Source organism: Amycolatopsis sp. NPDC102389 (assembly GCF_044765885.1).
Lineage (GTDB): Bacteria > Actinomycetota > Actinomycetes > Mycobacteriales > Pseudonocardiaceae > Amycolatopsis.
This window is the reverse complement of sequence record NZ_JBIWKX010000010.1, coordinates 12,818-30,039: the sequence shown is the minus strand read 5'-3', so window position 1 is coordinate 30,039 and position 17,222 is coordinate 12,818. Positions and strand designations below refer to the sequence as shown.

Annotated in this window: 19 protein-coding genes; 8 read left to right on the top strand and 11 right to left on the bottom strand. The window is 67.3% G+C overall.

Annotated elements, in window-relative coordinates; translation table 11 throughout:
• Positions 1–211: 211 nt before the first annotated feature.
• From ACIRGA_RS11545 to ACIRGA_RS11530, 4 genes are read right to left on the bottom strand one after another with little or no spacing between them, the layout of a single operon-like run.
• Positions 212–640, bottom strand: coding sequence for a hypothetical protein (locus tag ACIRGA_RS11545; RefSeq protein ID WP_400939536.1), 429 nt, complete (start codon positions 638–640; stop codon positions 212–214).
• The gene (locus ACIRGA_RS11540) at positions 637–1,008 is read right to left on the bottom strand and encodes a hypothetical protein (RefSeq protein ID WP_400939533.1); all 372 of its coding nucleotides are present in this window, start codon (positions 1,006–1,008) and stop codon (positions 637–639) included. Before ACIRGA_RS11540 ends, ACIRGA_RS11545 begins: the two co-directional genes overlap by 4 nt.
• A complete protein-coding gene (locus tag ACIRGA_RS11535; RefSeq protein ID WP_400939530.1) occupies positions 1,008–1,418 on the bottom strand; it encodes a hypothetical protein in 411 nt (136 codons plus the stop codon). Before ACIRGA_RS11535 ends, ACIRGA_RS11540 begins: the two co-directional genes overlap by 1 nt.
• A 2-nt stretch (positions 1,419–1,420) precedes the next feature.
• Entirely contained in the window at positions 1,421–1,702 is a 282-nt protein-coding gene (locus ACIRGA_RS11530; RefSeq protein ID WP_400939528.1) for a helix-turn-helix transcriptional regulator, read from the bottom strand.
• Between the two features lie 180 nt (positions 1,703–1,882).
• Between ACIRGA_RS11530 and ACIRGA_RS11525 the strand changes: the two genes are divergently transcribed.
• The gene (locus ACIRGA_RS11525) at positions 1,883–2,230 is read left to right on the top strand and encodes a GntR family transcriptional regulator (protein WP_400939526.1); all 348 of its coding nucleotides are present in this window, start codon (positions 1,883–1,885) and stop codon (positions 2,228–2,230) included.
• Here ACIRGA_RS11525 and ACIRGA_RS11520 read toward each other — a convergent pair.
• Positions 2,227–2,430 (bottom strand): hypothetical protein, encoded by a 204-nt coding sequence (locus ACIRGA_RS11520; RefSeq protein ID WP_400939524.1) that lies wholly within the window; start codon positions 2,428–2,430, stop codon positions 2,227–2,229. The genes ACIRGA_RS11525 and ACIRGA_RS11520 overlap by 4 nt on opposite strands.
• Before the next feature lie 227 nt (positions 2,431–2,657).
• Here ACIRGA_RS11520 and ACIRGA_RS11515 point away from each other — a divergent pair, with 227 nt between their 5' ends.
• On the top strand, positions 2,658–3,890 hold the full coding sequence (locus ACIRGA_RS11515) for an XRE family transcriptional regulator (RefSeq protein ID WP_400939521.1): 1,233 nt from the start codon (positions 2,658–2,660) through the stop codon (positions 3,888–3,890).
• Positions 3,891–4,391: 501 nt separating this feature from the next.
• On the opposite strand, the gene ACIRGA_RS11510 is transcribed toward ACIRGA_RS11515, so the two are convergent.
• On the bottom strand, positions 4,392–5,171 hold the full coding sequence (locus ACIRGA_RS11510) for a S1 family peptidase (protein WP_400939520.1): 780 nt from the start codon (positions 5,169–5,171) through the stop codon (positions 4,392–4,394).
• Positions 5,172–5,329: 158 nt separating this feature from the next.
• Between ACIRGA_RS11510 and ACIRGA_RS11505 the strand changes: the two genes are divergently transcribed.
• Positions 5,330–6,151 (top strand): arylamine N-acetyltransferase, encoded by an 822-nt coding sequence (locus ACIRGA_RS11505; RefSeq protein ID WP_400939518.1) that lies wholly within the window; start codon positions 5,330–5,332, stop codon positions 6,149–6,151.
• 4 nt (positions 6,152–6,155) lie between these two features.
• Here the strand turns inward: ACIRGA_RS11505 and ACIRGA_RS11500 are convergent, their stop codons facing one another.
• Both ACIRGA_RS11500 and ACIRGA_RS11495 read right to left on the bottom strand, forming a co-directional pair.
• Entirely contained in the window at positions 6,156–6,455 is a 300-nt protein-coding gene (locus ACIRGA_RS11500) for a GNAT family N-acetyltransferase (RefSeq protein WP_400939516.1), read from the bottom strand.
• Positions 6,452–9,229 carry an EAL domain-containing protein gene (locus ACIRGA_RS11495; RefSeq protein WP_400939514.1) on the bottom strand — a complete coding sequence of 926 codons (2,778 nt, stop codon included), beginning with the start codon at positions 9,227–9,229 and terminating at the stop codon, positions 6,452–6,454. The genes ACIRGA_RS11500 and ACIRGA_RS11495 overlap by 4 nt, the downstream gene beginning before the upstream one ends.
• A gap of 246 nt (positions 9,230–9,475) precedes the next feature.
• Between ACIRGA_RS11495 and ACIRGA_RS11490 the strand changes: the two genes are divergently transcribed.
• Positions 9,476–9,997 (top strand): serine/threonine protein kinase, encoded by a 522-nt coding sequence (locus tag ACIRGA_RS11490; RefSeq protein ID WP_400939512.1) that lies wholly within the window; start codon positions 9,476–9,478, stop codon positions 9,995–9,997.
• Here ACIRGA_RS11490 and ACIRGA_RS11485 read toward each other — a convergent pair.
• Complete coding sequence (locus tag ACIRGA_RS11485; protein WP_400939510.1) at positions 9,994–10,149, bottom strand: hypothetical protein; 156 nt, start codon at positions 10,147–10,149, stop codon at positions 9,994–9,996. The two genes, ACIRGA_RS11490 and ACIRGA_RS11485, sit on opposite strands and share 4 nt — an antisense overlap.
• A gap of 200 nt (positions 10,150–10,349) precedes the next feature.
• Here ACIRGA_RS11485 and ACIRGA_RS11480 point away from each other — a divergent pair, with 200 nt between their 5' ends.
• The 3 genes from ACIRGA_RS11480 to ACIRGA_RS11470 all read left to right on the top strand — a co-directional run bounded on the left by ACIRGA_RS11480 (position 10,350) and on the right by ACIRGA_RS11470 (position 13,434).
• Entirely contained in the window at positions 10,350–11,564 is a 1,215-nt protein-coding gene (locus ACIRGA_RS11480) for an NAD(P)/FAD-dependent oxidoreductase (RefSeq protein WP_400939507.1), read from the top strand.
• A gap of 32 nt (positions 11,565–11,596) precedes the next feature.
• Positions 11,597–12,319, top strand: coding sequence for a Clp protease N-terminal domain-containing protein (locus tag ACIRGA_RS11475; protein ID WP_400939505.1), 723 nt, complete (start codon positions 11,597–11,599; stop codon positions 12,317–12,319).
• 155 nt (positions 12,320–12,474) lie between these two features.
• Complete coding sequence (locus tag ACIRGA_RS11470) at positions 12,475–13,434, top strand: hypothetical protein (RefSeq protein ID WP_400939503.1); 960 nt, start codon at positions 12,475–12,477, stop codon at positions 13,432–13,434.
• 82 nt (positions 13,435–13,516) lie between these two features.
• Here ACIRGA_RS11470 and gndA read toward each other — a convergent pair whose 3' ends face one another.
• Positions 13,517–14,956: an NADP-dependent phosphogluconate dehydrogenase gene (gndA, locus tag ACIRGA_RS11465; RefSeq protein ID WP_007030805.1), complete on the bottom strand. Its 1,440-nt coding sequence runs from the start codon at positions 14,954–14,956 to the stop codon at positions 13,517–13,519.
• A gap of 278 nt (positions 14,957–15,234) precedes the next feature.
• Positions 15,235–16,143, bottom strand: a complete 909-nt coding sequence (locus tag ACIRGA_RS11460) for an MBL fold metallo-hydrolase (RefSeq protein ID WP_400939500.1) — start codon at positions 16,141–16,143, stop codon at positions 15,235–15,237.
• Positions 16,144–16,363: 220 nt separating this feature from the next.
• Here ACIRGA_RS11460 and ACIRGA_RS11455 point away from each other — a divergent pair, with 220 nt between their 5' ends.
• Complete coding sequence (locus ACIRGA_RS11455; protein WP_037335949.1) at positions 16,364–17,221, top strand: helix-turn-helix transcriptional regulator; 858 nt, start codon at positions 16,364–16,366, stop codon at positions 17,219–17,221.
• Position 17,222 lies beyond the last annotated feature (1 nt).

Genomic DNA, 17,222 nt, shown 5'->3' with positions numbered 1-17,222 from the left:
AGGTCAACGGCGTGAGTCGACCTGGACTCGTGCAGGTCGGGACCGAGTCCGATCGGGGTCGATCGAGGGTCGGTCGGGTGGACTCGGGATGGACTCCCGGACCGGTCCGGGCGCGTTCATCACCACGCGGACGCGTGGCGGGCGGGATGGACTCCGGGCCGGTCCGGGAAGCTGTGTTTCCGCCGGTCCCGACGGGTGCGGGACGGTCCGCCTACGCGGCGGCCAGCCGCTTGGGCGACGCGGTCGTGCGGCAGAGTCCGGCGGCGGCCTTCGCGTACCGCTTCACGACCGTGCCCGGCGGGAACACCGTCGAGTCGCCGTCGTCGACCCAGCGCCGCGCGAGGTCGGCCAGCTGGCCGCGCCCGAGGGTGGCCAGGCCGGCCAGCGCGCCGCGCGCGGCGTCGTCCACGAGCAGCCCCCACGACTCCGCTTTCACGCTGCCGTGCGCGAGCGCCACCGTGATCTCCGGTTCGGTCAGCACGACCGGAGCAGGTTCGCCCGGCCCCCACAGCCCGACCCGCGCCACGTTCCCGGCCGGGGCGGCCGGTGCCAGCCGGAACCCGGACGACGTGGTGAACCCGGCCACCGCCATCGGCGTTGCCGCGATGACCATCGCCGACGTCATGCCCGCGGTCATCATCGCCGCGCCACCTTCGTCGCGCCGGTGACGAGCATCGCGAGTGCCGCCGCCATGTCGTAGCGACCCATGCCATGCGGCCACACGCTGGGTGTCTCGGTGCGGCCGGGACGCGCGGCCCGGTGGCGGACGGCGTCGACACCACCAAGGACATCGATCCCGTCGAACACCAGCGCCACGACCTCGTCGACGGCCAGATCGCAGTGCAGCTGCGCGCGGGCGTGGTGCAGGGCCATGGCCAGTTCGTTGCACGCCAGCGTGACCGCGTCCCGGCCGGGAACCGACACCGTGGAACAGGCGATCGCCAGGCCGTAATGGTCGTAGCGGGTCGGTGCCCGCCGGACAGCGGGAGCCGCAACGGTGGTCGTCATCAGCGCACACCCTTCGGCTTACGGGGTGCCGGAATCCGTCCCCTGGTCCGCCCGCCGAACAGGTCGGCGGCGCAGTCCCGGACCAGGGTCAGCCGGACGGCGTCCCAGCTGTTCGGCTTGACCTTCGCCAGATCCAGCCGTGCCCGCTCCAGCCCGAAACCGCCCAGGCCGAACACGGTCTCCATCGCCAGCTCCCGCACGACGTTGTCGTCGCCCAAGACCTCGCTCAGTTCCTTGCGGCTCATCCCGTCCGTGATGCTCATCAGGGCGGCCGTCACGTCCTCGACCGACATCGGGATGGCCAGGACCATCGTCGCCGCGACCGGGGTGTCGTTGTCCTGCCGGTGAATCGGGATGAACTGCGCACGGTGCCCGTTGACCTGGCCCAGCGTCCTCGGAGTCTTCGCCATGATCACGCCACCTCCGCCGTCTCGGTGCCGACCTGGTCCGCGCCGGTGACGTCGTCGTCGTCCTCCGGGGACTCCCCGCCCTCGACGTACGCCGCGTAGGCCGCCTCCGAGCAGCTGTTCAGCCACGCGTTCAGCGCCGAACCCTGAACCCGGACCGTCTTCTTGCCGACCCGCAGCGCGTCCAGCTCACCCGCGCTGATCGCCCGGAAGATGGTCGACTTGTGCACGTCCAGCAGTTCCGCGACGTCCTTCACGCGGAAGATGGCGCTATCCTCAACCCGCATCGTTGCTCCCAAGGTTTCGATGTAGGCCCCGGCCGGTGTTCCCGCACCGCCGGGGCCGCTTGCGTTCTGTGCGCTCTGTGCGACACCAGGAACGTTAGCCAACACTGCAAACACTGCATAGCAGTGTTGAGTGAGTTCACTCAGATGGAGTAGTTGGTAGTGCCGCGTAAGCTGCCTGACATGGACAAACTCGACCCGAACGACTCGCGGCCGCCGTATGTGCAGGTCACCGAACGACTGCGCGCGCTGATCTACGGAGGTACTTACGGACCTGGCACCAAGTTGCCGTCCCTGCCGAACCTGGTTGAGCAGTTCGGCGTGTCTGTCGGCACGATCAAGCGCGCCTTGGGGCAACTTCAAGACGACCAGGTCATCGTGACCCGTCAGGGGCAAGGCTCCTACGTTCGGGCCTCCCTCCCGAGTCTTCCCGCTGAGTCCTCCGGAGACGTGGCCCACATGCTGGACCAGCTGGCAACCATCCGGCAGCTGGTCGACTCGCTGGAGCGTCAACTCCGTGCGCACGGCTAGTTCCCCACCGCGCGGAAGAACGCCACCAGGCCATCGATCGCGTCGGCGCCCATCCCGATCAGGTTCTTTGCCCACGAACCCGAGTCGCCGGGGTACCTCACGATGAGCACCACAATGGCGAGCAGAATTGCGGTCACGATCAGCTTTTTGCCCCAACCACCACCGGTCTTGAAGCCGGGAAACGGGCTGTTCTTTGCCATCGCTCTGGTACCTCCGTGGATCGTCCGGCGATTTCTGTCGCTATCGCCGCTGCTGTTGCTCTCAACGATCGCTGTCACGGAGGGTGGAAAACAGTGTCACTGCACGTGACACCAATGGGACGTGGTGATACGCCTGCATCACCAGCGCATCACTGCGTAGCACTTGGCGGGGGTGGCACACTGGAAGTGCAGGTCAGGCCGACGACCGGTGAGGGAGAGGCAGGGGCATGAGCGACGACCAGCCGACGTGGGCGCGGCGCATCCGGACAATGCGCGAGGCTCGCGGGTGGTCCCAGACCGAAGCTGCCGAAGAGATGCGCAAGCACTCCCCGCGCGCGCTTCCCGAAACGGACCACCTGGCGCGACGCTGGAAGGCGTGGGAACTGGGGGAGAACAAGCCCGGTCGCGAATACGCGCCGATTATTGCAGCCACCTTGAATACCGTGACGCAGGCGCTCTTTCCGCCCGAACAAAAGGCGGATGCAGGAGTCGAACTGCTCACTGCTACTGGTATGGACACGCTGGAAATCGTGTCACGTCTCCAGCAGTCAGACGTCAATGACGCTACGCTCGAAGCGGTCCGCATCACCGTCGATAGGCTTTGTTCGGAATATGCGCGACAGCCACCCTTTGAGCTGATTACCGAAGGGCGTCAATGGCTCCGTCGACTGGTTGAAATGCAAGAGCAGCGCCTGAACTTTCGGCAGCGTCGCGACACTTTGGAGCTTGCCGGATGGCTCGCACTTCTTGTCGGCTGTCTGGAATACGATCTAGGCGACCGGCGGGCGGCCGAGGGAACCCGTCAGGCCGCACTCAACTTGGGGCGCGAGGTCGGCAGTCCGGGCATTCTTGGATGGGCGCACGAAATGAGCGCGTGGTTTGCGCTCACCGCGGGCGACTATCGCGGCGTACTCGCGGCCGGCCAGGCTGGCGAACTCGCCGCCGAGAATCACAGCGTTTCAGTGCAGCTCATCGCCCAGCAGGCAAAGGCGTACGCCCGGATGGGGCGGCTGCAAGAAATGGAAACAACGCTTGAGCGGGGACGCGTCGCGCTCGACAAAATGGAGTACCCGACGAATATCGACAACCACTTCGTGGTTGACCCGTCCAAATACGACTTCTACGTAATGGACTGCTACCGCCACGTCGGTCAGGACCGGTTGGCTCGCGAACTCTCGGACGAGGTGATTCGCGTCAGCTCTGGTTTCAACAACCAGGAGCGATGGCCGATGCGTATTGCCGAAGCCCAGATCACGTTGGGCGTCGTCGCGGCTCGCGAGGGAGACCTGGACGAAGCGGTCAGCTACGGACGCCGTGCCATCACGACAGGGCGGAAGTCGTTGCCGTCTCTCGCGATGGTCTCGCAGGACCTCGCAGGCGTACTGCGGGAGCGGTACTCCGGCGAGCCCGAGGCAACCGAGTACCTGGACCAGCTGCGCGCGATCCAAAGCGCATCGTGACGAGCCTTCGCGGGGAGCAACCCGGCAAGGGCGCACGGGCTCTAGAACCCCGTGCGCTCTTGCGCTCTTGCGCCCTTGACCACGAAACACCAGGTCAGAGGGCGCAAATCAAGGGCGCAAGCCCGTGCGCCCTTGCCGCGCCCTTACGCCCTTGACCCGCCCCGTGCGCTCTTGCGCCCTTGCCCGTTGGACGGCCCGGCGTCCGTCTCAATCTGCGTCTCAGTTCAAGGCCGTTCGCGCTGTCGCCGCTGTTCCACCCGCTCTTCTGACCAGGGCGTTTGGTCGCAGGCGAACACGTCTGAACAGCCGTGCGGAGATCTGAAAAGCGGAAGGTCGCCGGTTCGACCCCGGCCCTGGCCACCGCTCAACGAACCGCCTCGATACGTCGAGGCGGTTTTTTCATGCCTGGAGCCGATTTCGGGGCTGGCCACAGCACCGCGCGGTGGCGTCCGATGTCGCAGGAGCATCGGGCGCCACCGCGCGGTGCGGGACTGGGGGTTCCTACTTGCCGGTCTGCTGCTTGACCCAGTCGGCGTACGCGGTCACGTCGGTGTAGATGCCCGGCATCTCCGGGCAGCTGGCGGTCTGGCCGCGGCTGGTCGCGCCGACCAGCGTCCACTTGTCGCCGTTCTTCACGACGGCGGGGCCGCCCGAGTCGCCGTAGCAGGCGCTCGCCTTGCCACCCTGGTTGTCCATGCACAGCTCGGACTGCGCGTCGTAGGCGCCGGAGCCGGAGCATCCGGAGTCTTCGGCGATCTTGGTGTCGAGCTGCTGGAGCTTCACCGGTGCTTCACCGCAGCCGCGGGTGGGACAGGTCAGGCCCCAGCCGATCTCCCGCACGTCGGTGCCCGGCGCCGGGGACTGGCCGATCTCGATCGGCGCCGCCTCCGCCGGCTTGGTCAGGTGCACCACGGCGATGTCGTACGGGCCGGAGCCGTCGTACTTCTCGTGGACCACGAACTTGTCCACCTCGGCGACCTCGCCGCCCGTGGTGTGGTCGGTGGTGTTGATCCGGTACTGCCAGTTGGCGGGCTGCTCACCTTCGACGCAGTGCGCGGCGGTCACCAGCCACTCCGGGGAGATCAGCGAAGCGCCGCAGTTGTGGTCACCGCTCTTGGTCTGCATGGAGGCCATGAAGCTGTAGGTCTCGGTCGCGTCCACACCACCCACGATCAGCGGCTGCACGCCCGAGGGGGGTTCGGCGGCGGAAGCCGGCATCGCCAACCCGAGCACGGCGGCCGCGCCGGTCAGCAGACCGGCGACGAGGGAACGAGTCCTCATTGGGCTTTCTCCTTCCACGCCGGTGTGTTTCACCGGCACACTCCGGAAGGGTGGCCAATCGTCACTCGTTCGTGGAAGTGACGAAAGTCGGTGGCCGTTGCCAGTTACCAGTTGGCCGACCTTGACTTCGAGTTAGGTGGAGGTGTCAATCTCGAAGCATGACAATCGCACCTGAGCAGGTCGACGAATGGACCGTCGACACCCTCGACCTCGACGCGTACCTCGGCCGGATCGGTCAGTACCGCGCGAAGCCCTCGGCCGCCGCGTTGCGTGAGCTGGCGAAGGCGCACATCCTCGCCGTCCCGTTCGAGAACGTCGACGTCGTTTTGGGGCAGCACAAGGGAATCGCGCTCGAAGACGTGATCGGCAAACTCGTCCACCGTCATCGCGGTGGCTATTGTTACGAGCACGGAAGCCTTTTCGCCGCGGCCGCCGAGCAGCTCGGCTACCCCGTTCGCCGCCTGGTCGCGCGGGTGCAGCCGCAGAAGAACGGGCCGTACACGCATATGACGCTCGCGGTCGAGGCGGACGGCGTCCAGCACCTGGTCGACGTCGGATTCGGCGCCGGGATGCTGGTGCCGATGCCGCTGGTCGACGGCGCCGTCGTGGATCAGGCCGGCTGGCCGCACCGGCTTGTCGCCGACGGCGATTGGTGGCGCCTGCAGAAGAAGGAAGGCGACGACTGGACCGACCTGCACGCCTTCACGCTCACGCCGATGCACCGGATCGACTACGAGGTCTACCACCACTACACGTCGACGCATCCGCGCTCGCCGTTCACCGGGCAGCTGGTGGTCATGCGCCTGGAGGAAGGGCTCAGCCGCAGACTGGTCGGCGAAGAGCTCACCGTCGAACGCCCGGACGGGACCAAGGAGACCACCACGATCCCACCCGAACGGCTCGACGCGACACTGCGCGAGCTGGACGTCGTCCTCACAAAGGACGAACTCGCGAAACTGCTGACGATCTACCCCGGCTGAGGGCTCAGAGCTCGAATTCGGCGCGCTTGTCCGCGGGGACGAGATCTTCGTACTCACGGTGCTTCGCGATGAAAGAGCGCACGTACGGGCAGTAGGGCAGGACGGACCTGCCCTGCGACCGGACGTCGTCGAGCGCGGCGGTCACGAGCTTGCCCGCCAGGCCCTGGCCCGCGAAGTCGTCCGAGATCTCGGTGTGCAGGAACAGGATCGCGTCGGTGCGTGTGCGGGTTTCCAGGAACCCGGCGGGTTTCCCGTCCACGACGATGTCGTAGCGGTCTTCCCCGGCTTTGATCTCGACACTCATCCAGCTGCTCCGAAAAGTTCGTCCGGCGGCGCGGGGCGTCCCAGGTGGAAGCCCTGCGCCTGGTCACAGTGCAGCTCACGCAGGATCGCGAGCTGCTCTTCGTCTTCGACACCTTCGGCGACGACGATCAGGTCGACGGCGTGCGCCATCGCGATGATGCTCTTGACGATCGCGGCCGCGTCGCGCGATTCCGCGATGCCGGTGACGAAGGTGCGGTCGATCTTGAGCGTGTCCAACGGAAGCCGTTGCAGCTGGGCGAGCGACGAGTAGCCGGTGCCGAAGTCGTCGATCGCCAGTGAGACACCGAGATCGCGCAACGACGTCAGCACTTCGGCGGCCGCGGCCTGGTCCCGCATCAGTGCGCTCTCGGTGACCTCGAGGGTCAGCGCGTGCGGCGGGAGCCCGGTGGTCTTCAGTGCGTCCTGTACCCCGGCCACCAGATGCGGATCGTCCAGCTGCCGGGCCGACAGGTTGACCTTGAGGTTCAGGTCGATGCCGAGTTGTTCGCGCCGCCTGGCGATCTCGCGGGTGGTCGTGCGCAGGACGTACTTGCCGATCAGGTTGATCAGGTCGCTTTCCTCGGCCAGCGGGATGAACTCGGCGGGCGAGATCGTGCCGTGCGCCGGATGTTTCCAGCGCAGCAACGCTTCCACGGCGACCATCTCGCCGGATTCGATGTCCACGACGGGCTGGTACGCCGTCCAGAGTTCCTCGTTCTGCAGCGCGTCGCGCAGATCCTGCTCCATGCGCAGCCGCCGCTGCATCCGCTCGCGCAGCTCGACGTCGAAGAACTCGTAGCGCGCACGGCCGAGCGTTTTCGCTTGGTACATCGCGACATCGGCGTCCCGCAGCAGATCTTCGGCGGTCCGGGTGTCGTCGTTGGCGGCGGTGACGATGCCGATACTGGCGTCGATGTGCAGTTGCCTGCCGTTGACGGTGATCGGCTCGGTCAGCGCCTCGCGCAGATGTTCCGCCAGCGCCTTGATCTCGTCCGGTTCGGTGATCTCCGCGGTGACGACGACGAATTCGTCGCCGCCCAGCCTGCCGACGAGATCGTTCTCGCCGATGCCCCGGCGCAGGCGTTCTCCCGCGATGCGAAGCACCTTGTCGCCGACGGAATGCCCGAGGGAATCGTTGATCACCTTGAACTTGTCGAGGTCGATGAACAGCAGCGTGGTGAGCTCGGCGCGGCCGGCGCCGGACAGCGCTTCGGCGAGACTGTCCAGCACCAGTGTCCGGTTCGCGAGTTCGGTGAGGGGATCGTGCGTCGCCTCGTGGGCGAGCCGCTCACCGATGGCGCGGCGTTCGGTGATGTCGGTGAACGAGGCGACCACCGCCAAGGCCGACGGGTCTTCCGGGGTCAGCAGCCGCGAGGTCAGCGAGATCCAGACGTCGTCGCCCGCCGGCCTCCGCAGACGCAGCACGAGACCGGTCAGCGTGATCCCGGTGCGCCGGGTGACCACCGACGGCATCCGGGCGGGCGGGATGCGGCCCTGTTCGTCGTACAGTTCCAGCGTCACGCACGGGACCCCGATGAGGTCGTCGTGGTCGACGCCGATGATCCGGCACGCCGCGGGGTTGGCCGATTCGATGAGACCGCCCGGCCCGATCACGACCACGCCTTCGTCGAGGGACGCGACCACCGTGCTGTAGTGCTGCTCGGCCCGTCGCCGGGCCGTTTCGTCGGCGCAGACCAGGACGAACCCGTCGTTCATCTCCGCGGCCGAGATGCGGATGGCCAGGGTCGAGCCGTTGCGGTGGCGGTGCGTCGTCTGCATGACGCCGCCTCGGCGCAGCACCGTTTCCGGGTCGAGCTCGGCGCCGACGAGATCGCTGACCGTGCCGCCGATCGCCTCGCCGGCCGTCCAGCCGTAGACGTTCTCGGCGGCCGGGTTCCAGCTGGTCACCACGCCGGTGCCGCTGGTCGCGATGATCGCGTCGCTGACGTGGCTGATGAGCGCGGCCTGGTAGCGCAGCGTCGCTTCGGCGGCCTTCTGTGCGCTGATGTCGCGCATGATGACCTGGAACGCGGGCCTTCCTTCCCAGGTCGTGCGCACCGAAATGCTCTGGACCAGGTACTTCGTGCCGTCGAGGCGGAGCATGACGGTGTCGGCGGGAACGGTCGACGCGCCCTGGCGGTGCAGCGACGCGATCCTGTCCAGGAGGGCCGGGAGCGACTCGTCGGCGACGAAATCCATGATCGGCCGCCCGATCAGCTCGGCGGTCGAGGACGCCCCGAGCGCCGTGACGGCGGCTCGGTTCACGTAGGTGACGACACCGGCTTCGTGAACGCAAACCGCGTCTGGGCTGAGCTCCACCAAAAGCCGGTAACGGTCAGTGAGATCTTCGAGTGCCTGCCGGTTCTCGCGGACGTCGGTCACGTCGGTGGCGATGCCGAGCAGTCCGGACGAGCCGCCGGCGTCGCCGATGGTGCGGGCGCGCAGCCGGACCCAGCGGATCTCTCCCGCCGGGTTTCGGAACGACTGCTCCAGTTCGAATTCGCGCCAAGGCGGGGAAGTGCGGGTGCCGGAGGTCAGCGGGGCCACCAGATCGGCGAGCCTGGACTCGATCTCGGCTTCGGTGAGCGTGCCTCCACCCAGCAGGTTCTCCAGTCCGGGCAGCCAGGACAGGGTCTCCGTCGCGAAGTCGTACGACCAGATGGCGGCGTGGTCGCCCGCGAGGCCGAGATCGCCGACCGGCTCGTCTCCGAGCGGCGTGCCCGCCGGTCGACCGGAATTCCCGGCCCCGGGCACGGCGAGGGCGTCAGCCTCCATGATCCGTCCGAACCCCCTCTTCCGGTGCTGGCACCGTCGATTACACCACCCGCGGAGGGCGCTGTATACGCGAACCGGAGGTGGGTCACCGCTGATATGCGCGAAAGCATATGAATACACGCTGTGTGACTGGCCTACGTCGAGGTGTCCCATCGGGTGAATAATTTTTGGTCAAACTCACCCATTCGGCGGTCAGTTGCGGTAAAACTACTCTTCGCTCGTTCCCGGTGCGAAAGGTTTCAGCTGGTGGATGACGACGACGTTTCGGTCGCCGACCTGCTCATTCGCGAGGGCTGGGACGACCACGAGGAGTCACGGGCAAAGTCACGCTGGAGAGTTATCGCGGTGGTGATCGCCGTGGTCGTCGCCTGCGGTGCGGCCGCGGTTCTCGTCGGGTTCGATTCCGATCCCGAACCGAATGCGGCGCCGAACCAGATGAGCGTCATCGAGATGCCGACGCGGCCTTCGGAAAACGGGGGAGCGGGCGCGACGTCGGCGGTCCCGTCCACCGAGACGGTCGAAACCGGCGAAGGAGAGCCTTCGTCACGGCCCAGCCGGACGACGTCCAGCCGTCGCACGTCGAGTTCCGCCGCGTCGACGTCCGACTCGCCGGACCCCACCACGCCGACGTCGTCGAACGGGCCCGCCGATCCGCCGCGGACCACCGGATCCACGGTCGTTCCGCAGCCGCCCAACCCGACTCCGCCGCCGCCCTCGACGACGCCGACCGAAGAGTGTCATCTGTGGCCGAAGTGGCTCTTCTGCTAGGGCGCTTGCAATAGATCGGGCTCCCGGCGTTCGCCGAGGTGGTTGAACAGCAGGTTGAGCGTGAAGGCGACGACCTTCGGCACCAAGCCCATCAGCACGAGCAGACCGCCCGCCATCGCGACGGCCACGGAGCCCGCCTCCATGATCGTCATGTGCTGCAGGCCGAGCAAGGTGAGCTTCGGCAGCGTCGACCGTGTGCGGCTCGGGACGGCTCATGTGACCGCCTGTGACGTGCGGGATTCGTCGGGCCTGACCGTAGCGCGTCCACCGCGTGAGGATCACCTCGCGAAAGGGCGGTCGAAGGGGCCGGAGCTGTGTTGAATGGACATCGGGCACAACGAAGGGAGCGCCGATGGAGACCGTCCTCGTCGTAGGGGCCGGGCAGAGCGGGTTCGGAGTGGCGACCTCGCTGCGGGACAAGGGGTTCGCCGGGCGGGTCGTGCTGATCGGTGACGAGCCCGGGCTGCCGTACCAACGGCCTCCGTTGTCGAAGGGCTATCTGGCCGGGACCGCGGGTGACGCCCAGCTGCGTCTGCGGCCCGAGGACTTCTTCGCGGAGAAGAACATCGAACTGATCCCGGGCCGCGTCGCGTCAGTGGATCGCGACGGCGCGAAGGTGGTGCTCGAAGACGGCAGCGCTCACGAGTACGACCATCTGGTGCTGGCGACGGGAGCGGTCAACCGGGTCCTGCCGGTCCCGGGGTCCACTTTGGATGGTGTATTCACCTTACGCACCAAGGACGAAGCCGATGTCCTGCGCTCCGCGCTGGAAAGCGCGGAGAACGTCGTCGTGGTCGGGGGCGGGTTCATCGGGCTGGAGTTCGCCGCGCACGCCGGGCGGCCTGTGACGATCGTCGAGGCGCAGGACAGGCTGATGGCCCGTGTCGCGACACCCGAGGTCTCGGCGTACTTCGCCGCTCTGCACGAGGAGGCGGGCCACACGATCCTGCTCGGCAGGGGTGTCGCCGCGCTGCGCGGCGAGGGCCGGGTGACCGAGGTGGAACTGAGCGACGGCAGCCTGCTGCCCGCCGATCTGGTGCTGGTCGGTGTCGGGGTGGAGCCGCGGACGCGGCTCGCCGAAGGGGCGGGGCTCGCGGTGGCGAACGGTGTCGTCGTCGACGAGCACCTGCGTACGAGCGATCCGAAGATCTCGGCGGTCGGGGACTGCGCGAACTTCCCGTGTGTCCAGGCGGGGACGGCGACGCGGCTGGAGTCGGTGCAGAACGCCGTCGACCAGGCGCGGGCGGTGGCGGCGGTCATCGCCGGCGAACCCGCGCCGTACGACAGCCTGCCGTGGTTCTGGACCGACCAGCTCGGCGCGAAACTGCAGATCGCCGGGATTTTGACCGGGGCGGAGAAGACCGTCGTGACCGGAGACCGGGAGGGCGGGAAGTTCTCGGTGCTGTCGTTCCGCGACGGCGTGCTCGCCGGGGTCGAGTCGGTGAACCGGCCGCCGGACCACATCGCCGCGCGTCGCCTGTTCGCCGCGGATCCGGCGCCGCGGTTCGAGACGCTCGAGGCCAACGGCTTCGATCTGAAGGCGACCTTCGCGTCAACCCGTGGTTGACGATCCAGGATCGTCAACCTAGAGTTGACGGTATGACGAATCCAGTCCGGCTCGACGACCTCATCTCCCACATCAAGCAGCAGCATCCCGACGGAGACGTGCTCGGCCAGCTGTCCGACGCGGTCTTCCTCGGCGAACATCTCGGCGAAGTGGCCGACCATCTGATCGGCCACTTCGTCGACCAGGCGCGGCGTTCCGGCGCGTCCTGGACGGAAATCGGCAAGAACATGGGGGTCTCCAAGCAGGCGGCCCAGAAGCGCTTTGTCGACTCCAGCGGCTCATCGCTGGAAGACCTGGTGAAGGTGTTCAGCCGCTACACCGATCGGGCGCGGCACGTCGTCGTCGCTTCGCGGGACGCCGCTGTCTCGGCGAAAAGTCCGCAGATCGAGCCCGTGCACCTGATCCTCGGGCTGCTCGCCGAACCGGCGGCGCTCGCCGCCGGGGCGATCGTGGCACAGAAGGTGACCCTCGAAGCCGTCCGCGAGGCCGCGGAGGCGAAGCTGCCGGAACCCGCCGACGAACCGGTGGAGGCAGCGAAGATGGCGTTCGGCGCGCAGGCCAAGAAGGCGCTCGAACTCACCATGCGGGAGTCGCTGCGGCTCGGGCACAACTACATCGGCACCGAGCACATCCTGCTGGCCCTGTTCGAACTCGGCGACGATTTGCTCGTTGATCTTGGTCTTACGAAAGAGAAGGCCGAAGCGTCGATCTTGGGGGCACTGGAGGAGATCGTCGCGGCACGCGGGAGGGGCTGAAAGCGTCCTTCACCGCATGTCGCGTGGTGAAGGACGCTTTCGTCTCATGCGATGTGGGGAAAGTCCCCTTCGGCAGCTATCCACAACACCCCGGTTATCCACAGGTGCGGGAATCGGGTCTGGGCAGACTTCGTGGCGGGCCCCACGATCGAAGAATGAAAAAAGGATCATGGGGCGACGACCCCGAACTCCTGATGGAGAACAGCGACCACGGCGTCATTCGGGTGACGCGCCTTCAAGAAATGGGCGTCTCGTCGACAACGACATACCGAAGATGCGGGCCCAACGGGCCTTGGACGAGACTTTTACCGGGCATCGTCCTTCTCTTCAACGCACCACCCTCCCGCGAGCAACAGATCGCGGCGGCGATGCTCTACGGCGGCGAGTTCGCCCTGATCACCGGTGGTGAAGCTTGCCGGATCCATGGCCTGCGTAATGTGCCCGGCACCGGCGATGAGGTCCACCTTCTCGTGCCGCATGAGCGGAAGCTTCACAACTACGGCTTCGTGGTCATCGAGCGGACACAACGGATGCCTCGCGCGATCACCCGAAATGGGCGTCCGCTGGCAGAAGTCACCCGCGCGACTCTCGACCTCTGTCGCAGGCAGACGGAAGTCAGGCCAGTCCGGGCCCTGATGAGCGAAGTGGTTCAGCGCAGATATTGCTCTTTTGAGCGGTTGTCCCACGAACTTGCCCACGGCAGCCAGCGGGGCAGCGCGGTGCCTCGGCTTGTCCTCACGGAACTGGCTTCCGGGCCGGAGTCGATCGCCGAGATCGATGCCCGGCGAGTCTGGCAACTGTCCGGCCTGCCAGAACCGGTGTGGAACAGGAAGCTGTACGACGAGGCGGGCAGGCTGGTCGCGAAATCGGACGCCTGGTTCGACGATGTCGGGCTGGCATGGGAGGTCGACTCGTTGTCGTTCCATCTCCAGGCCGTGGACGGTTTCGACCGGACTTTGGCGAGGAACGGACGGTACGCGGCGGCGGGCGTGCTGGTGCTCCAGACCTTGCCGTCGCGGCTGCGGACCGAGCCGGACAAGGTGGCCGCGGAGTTGAGGGCCGCCCATGCCGCAGCCGCGGCTCGGACTCGACCGAACGTTCGGATCGCGAGTTGACGAAGGGGCCCTTCACCGCATGCCATGCGGTGAAGGGCCCCTTCGTGGCGTCTTATGCGGGGAAAGTCCCCTTCAGCGCACGTCAGGCGGAGGACTCGGGGCGGCCGTCGGCGGCCCAGGCGGTGTGGAATGACCCCTCGCGGTCGACGCGGCGGTATGTGTGGGCACCGAAGTAGTCACGCTGCCCTTGCACCAGCGCGGCGGGGAGGCGCTCCGCGCGCAGACCGTCGTAGTAGGCCAGAGCGGTCGAAAAGCCCGGGGTCGGGATGCCGAGCCGCACCGCCGTGGAGATCACCGAACGCCAGGAGTCCTGGGCGTCCTCGACGGCCTTGCGGAAGCCGCCTGAAGTGAGCAGCGTCGGCAGCGCGGGCTCTTCGGCGTACGCCGCCGTGATGTCGTTCAAGAACTTCGCGCGGATGATGCAGCCGCCGCGCCAGATGGACGCGACCTTGCCGAGATCGATGTCCCAGCCGTATTCGGCACCGCCCGCCTGGATCTGGTTGAAGCCCTGGGCGTACGCCACCACCTTCGACGCGTACAGCGCCTGCTCGACGTCGTCCGCGAAAGTGTCCAAAGCGGACCCTGTCAGCGGAGCGCGCGAGGGACCGCCGAGGCCGCGGGAGGCTTCGCGCAGGTTCGACGAACCGGACAGCGAGCGCGCGAAGACGGCTTCGGCGATGCCGCTGATCGGCACGCCGAGGTCCAGTCCGATTTGGACGGTCCAGCGGCCGGTGCCCTTCTGCTCCGCCTGGTCCGCCACGATGTCGACGAAAGGCTTGCCGGACGCGGCATCGGTGTGGGCCAGTACCTGCGAGGTGATCTCGATCAGGTACGAGTCCAGCCGCCCCGAGTTCCAGGTGCGGAAGACCTCGGCGATCTCGGCGGGGGAGTAGCCGCCCGCGCCGCGCAGGAGGTCGAACGATTCGGCGATCAACTGCATGTCGGCGTACTCGATGCCGTTGTGCACCATCTTCACGAAATGCCCGGCGCCGTCCGCGCCCACGTGCGTGCAGCACGGTTCGCCGTCGACCTTCGCCGAGATGTCCTCGAACAGCGGCCCGAGCGACTGGTACGACTCCTTGGAGCCGCCCGGCATGATGCTCGGCCCGTGCAGCGCGCCCTCCTCGCCGCCGGACACGCCGGTGCCGACGAAGTGGATGCCCTTCTCACGCAGCGCGGCCTCGCGACGGCGGGTGTCCGCGAAATGCGCGTTGCCCGCGTCGACGATCACGTCGCCCTTCTCGAGGAGCGGGACGAATTCGTCGATCACGGCGTCCGTCGGCGCACCGGCCTTGACCATGATCACGACCTGGCGCGGCCGCTCCAGCGCGTCGACGAACTCCTGCGCCGAATACGCCGGGATGAAGTCGCCTTCGTCGCCGAACTGCTCGACCAGTTCCTTCGTCCGCTGCTCGGAGCGGTTGTGCAGGGCCACCGTGTGCCCGTGCCTCGCCAGGTTCCTGGCCAGGTTGCGGCCCATGACCGCCAGGCCGGTGACCCCGATGCTCGCCTTCTTGCTCATCCGCACCCTTCCGCTTCGATTCCCGTGCCGAGCCTATCCCCGTTGAGGGATACGGCGCCGGGGCGAGAAGGGATCAACCGGGAGTTGTCCACAACCGGGCCCGCCTGTGGACAACTCGGCTCGCGCGGCCTGACGCGGCGCTTGCGGCGGTACGCTGGGTTCGGGGTCGCCCCCCAGGGACGGGTGGGGGCTGCGTGGGGGGATTTCCGGCGTTTTGAGTGGCTTTCGCAACAGGGGCGACAGTGGCAGCGCGGCGACAGCGGCGAGCGCGAAGACCGTCAGGAGAAGCACCGGATCGGGGCACCGTTGAAGGTGACCATGTCCGCCAGCGCGGCCCCCAGGTCGATCGGCGCGCCCCACTCGAGGCCGTCCAGTTCGGCATAGGCCCGGTGCAGGTTCGCCGGCAGTCGCTCCTGTTCGGACAACGCCTCGTACGGCCCGAGATCCGCTTCGCGAGCGGCCTGAAGGGGCGTCAGCCCGGCGGCCTTCCCGTACGACGCGAGTTTCCGCAGGAAACCCAGGTATCCGTCGACGACGTCGATCGCCTCGGGGCCGCACACCGGGCCGTGGCCCGGCACGATCGTCTCCGGCTCCAGTTCGCGGACCACGTCCAGCGCCTTCCGCCAGCCGGCGGGCGAGCCCATCAGCGCGAAGGGGCTGCCACCGTTGAAGATCAGGTCGCCGACGAACAGCACCCGCCGCTCCGGCAGCCAGACGAGGACGTCGTTCGTCGTGTGCGCCGCGTGTCCGGGGTGGATCAGCTCCAGCCGGACGTCGCCGGCGTGCACGGTCAGCCGGTCGTCGAACAGCACCTCGGGCGGCCGCAGCTCCAGATGGCCCCAGTCGTTCCCGGTGAACGAATTCTCGTAGGTGTTGATCCCGGTCGCGACCATCACTTCACGCGTCTTCCGGTGCCCGATGATCGTCGCGCCGGCCGCCAGGTAGTTGCCGTTCGTGTGGTCGCCGTGATGATGCGTGTTGACCACAGTGGTGACCGGCGCCCCGCAGGTCGATTCCGCCGTCGCCAGCAGCGCCCGCGTGCGCCGTTCGGTCGAACACGTGTCGATCAGCACCGTGTGGTCGCCCGCGGCGACGAACCCGCAGTTGTTGATCCACCAAGAGCCGTCGGGCTGGACGTACCCGAAGACGCCGTCGGTGACCTGCTGGGCGAAGGGGGACTGGTCCACTCGGTCACTATGCCCGACCGACGTGCCCGAAATGTGACGAGATCGCTCCGCCACCAGGGTGACGTACGAGGTGACTGGTGTTTTCGGCCGTTTCCTGGAACGCTGCGCAATGTCATCATCGAACCCCGCAAGGTGAAGTACCCTGGGTGGGTTCGAGTATTCGCGCGCAGGACGGTGGGTAACCGCGGTCCTCGTCTATGTGGTCCGGGAGAGCAAGGCGATGGCCAGCACCGTCACCTCGCGCCGGAAGCAGCTCGGGAACGAGCTCCGGCATGCCCGCAACGCCGCGCGGATGACACAGCAGCAGGTCGCCGAAGTGCTCGGCTGCACCCAGGGCAAGGTCAACAAGATCGAGTCCGGTGCCGTCGGGGTCAAGCTCGGGGATGTGCGATCCATGCTGAACGCGTTCGGGATCAACGGCGACGAGGCCGACACGTTGATGAACCTGGCCCGCGCCGCGGCCGGGCAGCGCGGGCATTGGTCGGGCTACCGATCCGTGGTGCCGCACTGGTTCCGCACCTTCACCGACCTCGAACCCGCGGCCGCGGAGATCCTCACCTGGCACGGTGAGCGCATCCCCGGACCACTGCAGTCCGAGCACTACATGCTCAAGCAGTTCACCGAAGCCGGCGCCACCGACGTCACTTCGCTGGTCCGCAACCGCTTGGACCGCAAGGCCGTCTTCGAACAACAGCAGCCGCCCTACTACCGGTTCATCATCAGCGAGGGCGCCTTGCGCCGCGCTCCCGGTGGCTCCGCCCCGGCGGTGATGCTGGACCAGGTCGAGCATCTGCTGGCCTTGGACAAGCATCCGCGCGTGTACGTGCACGTGTTGCCGTTCGGCGCGCGTCTCGCCGCCGTGCCCAACGACTTCACCATCATGCGTTTCCCCGATCGAACCAGGGATTTCGTCTACATCGAACATTCCGCGGGCGGGTTGTACCTCGACGACGTCAAGGACTTCAACATTTTCGTGGACTCTTGGGACAGGTTGCGCGGCGCCGCGCTGGAGCGCCAGGAAACCCGGCAGTTCCTCAAGGAACTCGCCGAGCTCTACAGAACACAGATGCAAGCCTGAG

What these genes read in the sequence shown, in the direction of transcription:
- ACIRGA_RS11545 (WP_400939536.1), bottom strand. Translation starts at nt 640, where the DNA reads ATGATGACCGCGGGCATGACGTCGGCGATGGTCATCGCGGCAACGCCG.
- ACIRGA_RS11540 (WP_400939533.1), bottom strand. Translation starts at nt 1,008, where the DNA reads ATGACGACCACCGTTGCGGCTCCCGCTGTCCGGCGGGCACCGACCCGC.
- ACIRGA_RS11535 (WP_400939530.1), bottom strand. Translation starts at nt 1,418, where the DNA reads ATGGCGAAGACTCCGAGGACGCTGGGCCAGGTCAACGGGCACCGTGCG.
- ACIRGA_RS11530 (WP_400939528.1), bottom strand. Translation starts at nt 1,702, where the DNA reads ATGCGGGTTGAGGATAGCGCCATCTTCCGCGTGAAGGACGTCGCGGAA.
- ACIRGA_RS11525 (WP_400939526.1), top strand. Translation starts at nt 1,883, where the DNA reads ATGGACAAACTCGACCCGAACGACTCGCGGCCGCCGTATGTGCAGGTC.
- ACIRGA_RS11520 (WP_400939524.1), bottom strand. Translation starts at nt 2,430, where the DNA reads ATGGCAAAGAACAGCCCGTTTCCCGGCTTCAAGACCGGTGGTGGTTGG.
- ACIRGA_RS11515 (WP_400939521.1), top strand. Translation starts at nt 2,658, where the DNA reads ATGAGCGACGACCAGCCGACGTGGGCGCGGCGCATCCGGACAATGCGC.
- ACIRGA_RS11510 (WP_400939520.1), bottom strand. Translation starts at nt 5,171, where the DNA reads ATGAGGACTCGTTCCCTCGTCGCCGGTCTGCTGACCGGCGCGGCCGCC.
- ACIRGA_RS11505 (WP_400939518.1), top strand. Translation starts at nt 5,330, where the DNA reads ATGACAATCGCACCTGAGCAGGTCGACGAATGGACCGTCGACACCCTC.
- ACIRGA_RS11500 (WP_400939516.1), bottom strand. Translation starts at nt 6,455, where the DNA reads ATGAGTGTCGAGATCAAAGCCGGGGAAGACCGCTACGACATCGTCGTG.
- ACIRGA_RS11495 (WP_400939514.1), bottom strand. Translation starts at nt 9,229, where the DNA reads ATGGAGGCTGACGCCCTCGCCGTGCCCGGGGCCGGGAATTCCGGTCGA.
- ACIRGA_RS11485 (WP_400939510.1), bottom strand. Translation starts at nt 10,149, where the DNA reads ATGACGATCATGGAGGCGGGCTCCGTGGCCGTCGCGATGGCGGGCGGT.
- ACIRGA_RS11480 (WP_400939507.1), top strand. Translation starts at nt 10,350, where the DNA reads ATGGAGACCGTCCTCGTCGTAGGGGCCGGGCAGAGCGGGTTCGGAGTG.
- ACIRGA_RS11475 (WP_400939505.1), top strand. Translation starts at nt 11,597, where the DNA reads ATGACGAATCCAGTCCGGCTCGACGACCTCATCTCCCACATCAAGCAG.
- ACIRGA_RS11470 (WP_400939503.1), top strand. Translation starts at nt 12,475, where the DNA reads ATGAAAAAAGGATCATGGGGCGACGACCCCGAACTCCTGATGGAGAAC.
- gndA (WP_007030805.1), bottom strand. Translation starts at nt 14,956, where the DNA reads ATGAGCAAGAAGGCGAGCATCGGGGTCACCGGCCTGGCGGTCATGGGC.
- ACIRGA_RS11455 (WP_037335949.1), top strand. Translation starts at nt 16,364, where the DNA reads ATGGCCAGCACCGTCACCTCGCGCCGGAAGCAGCTCGGGAACGAGCTC.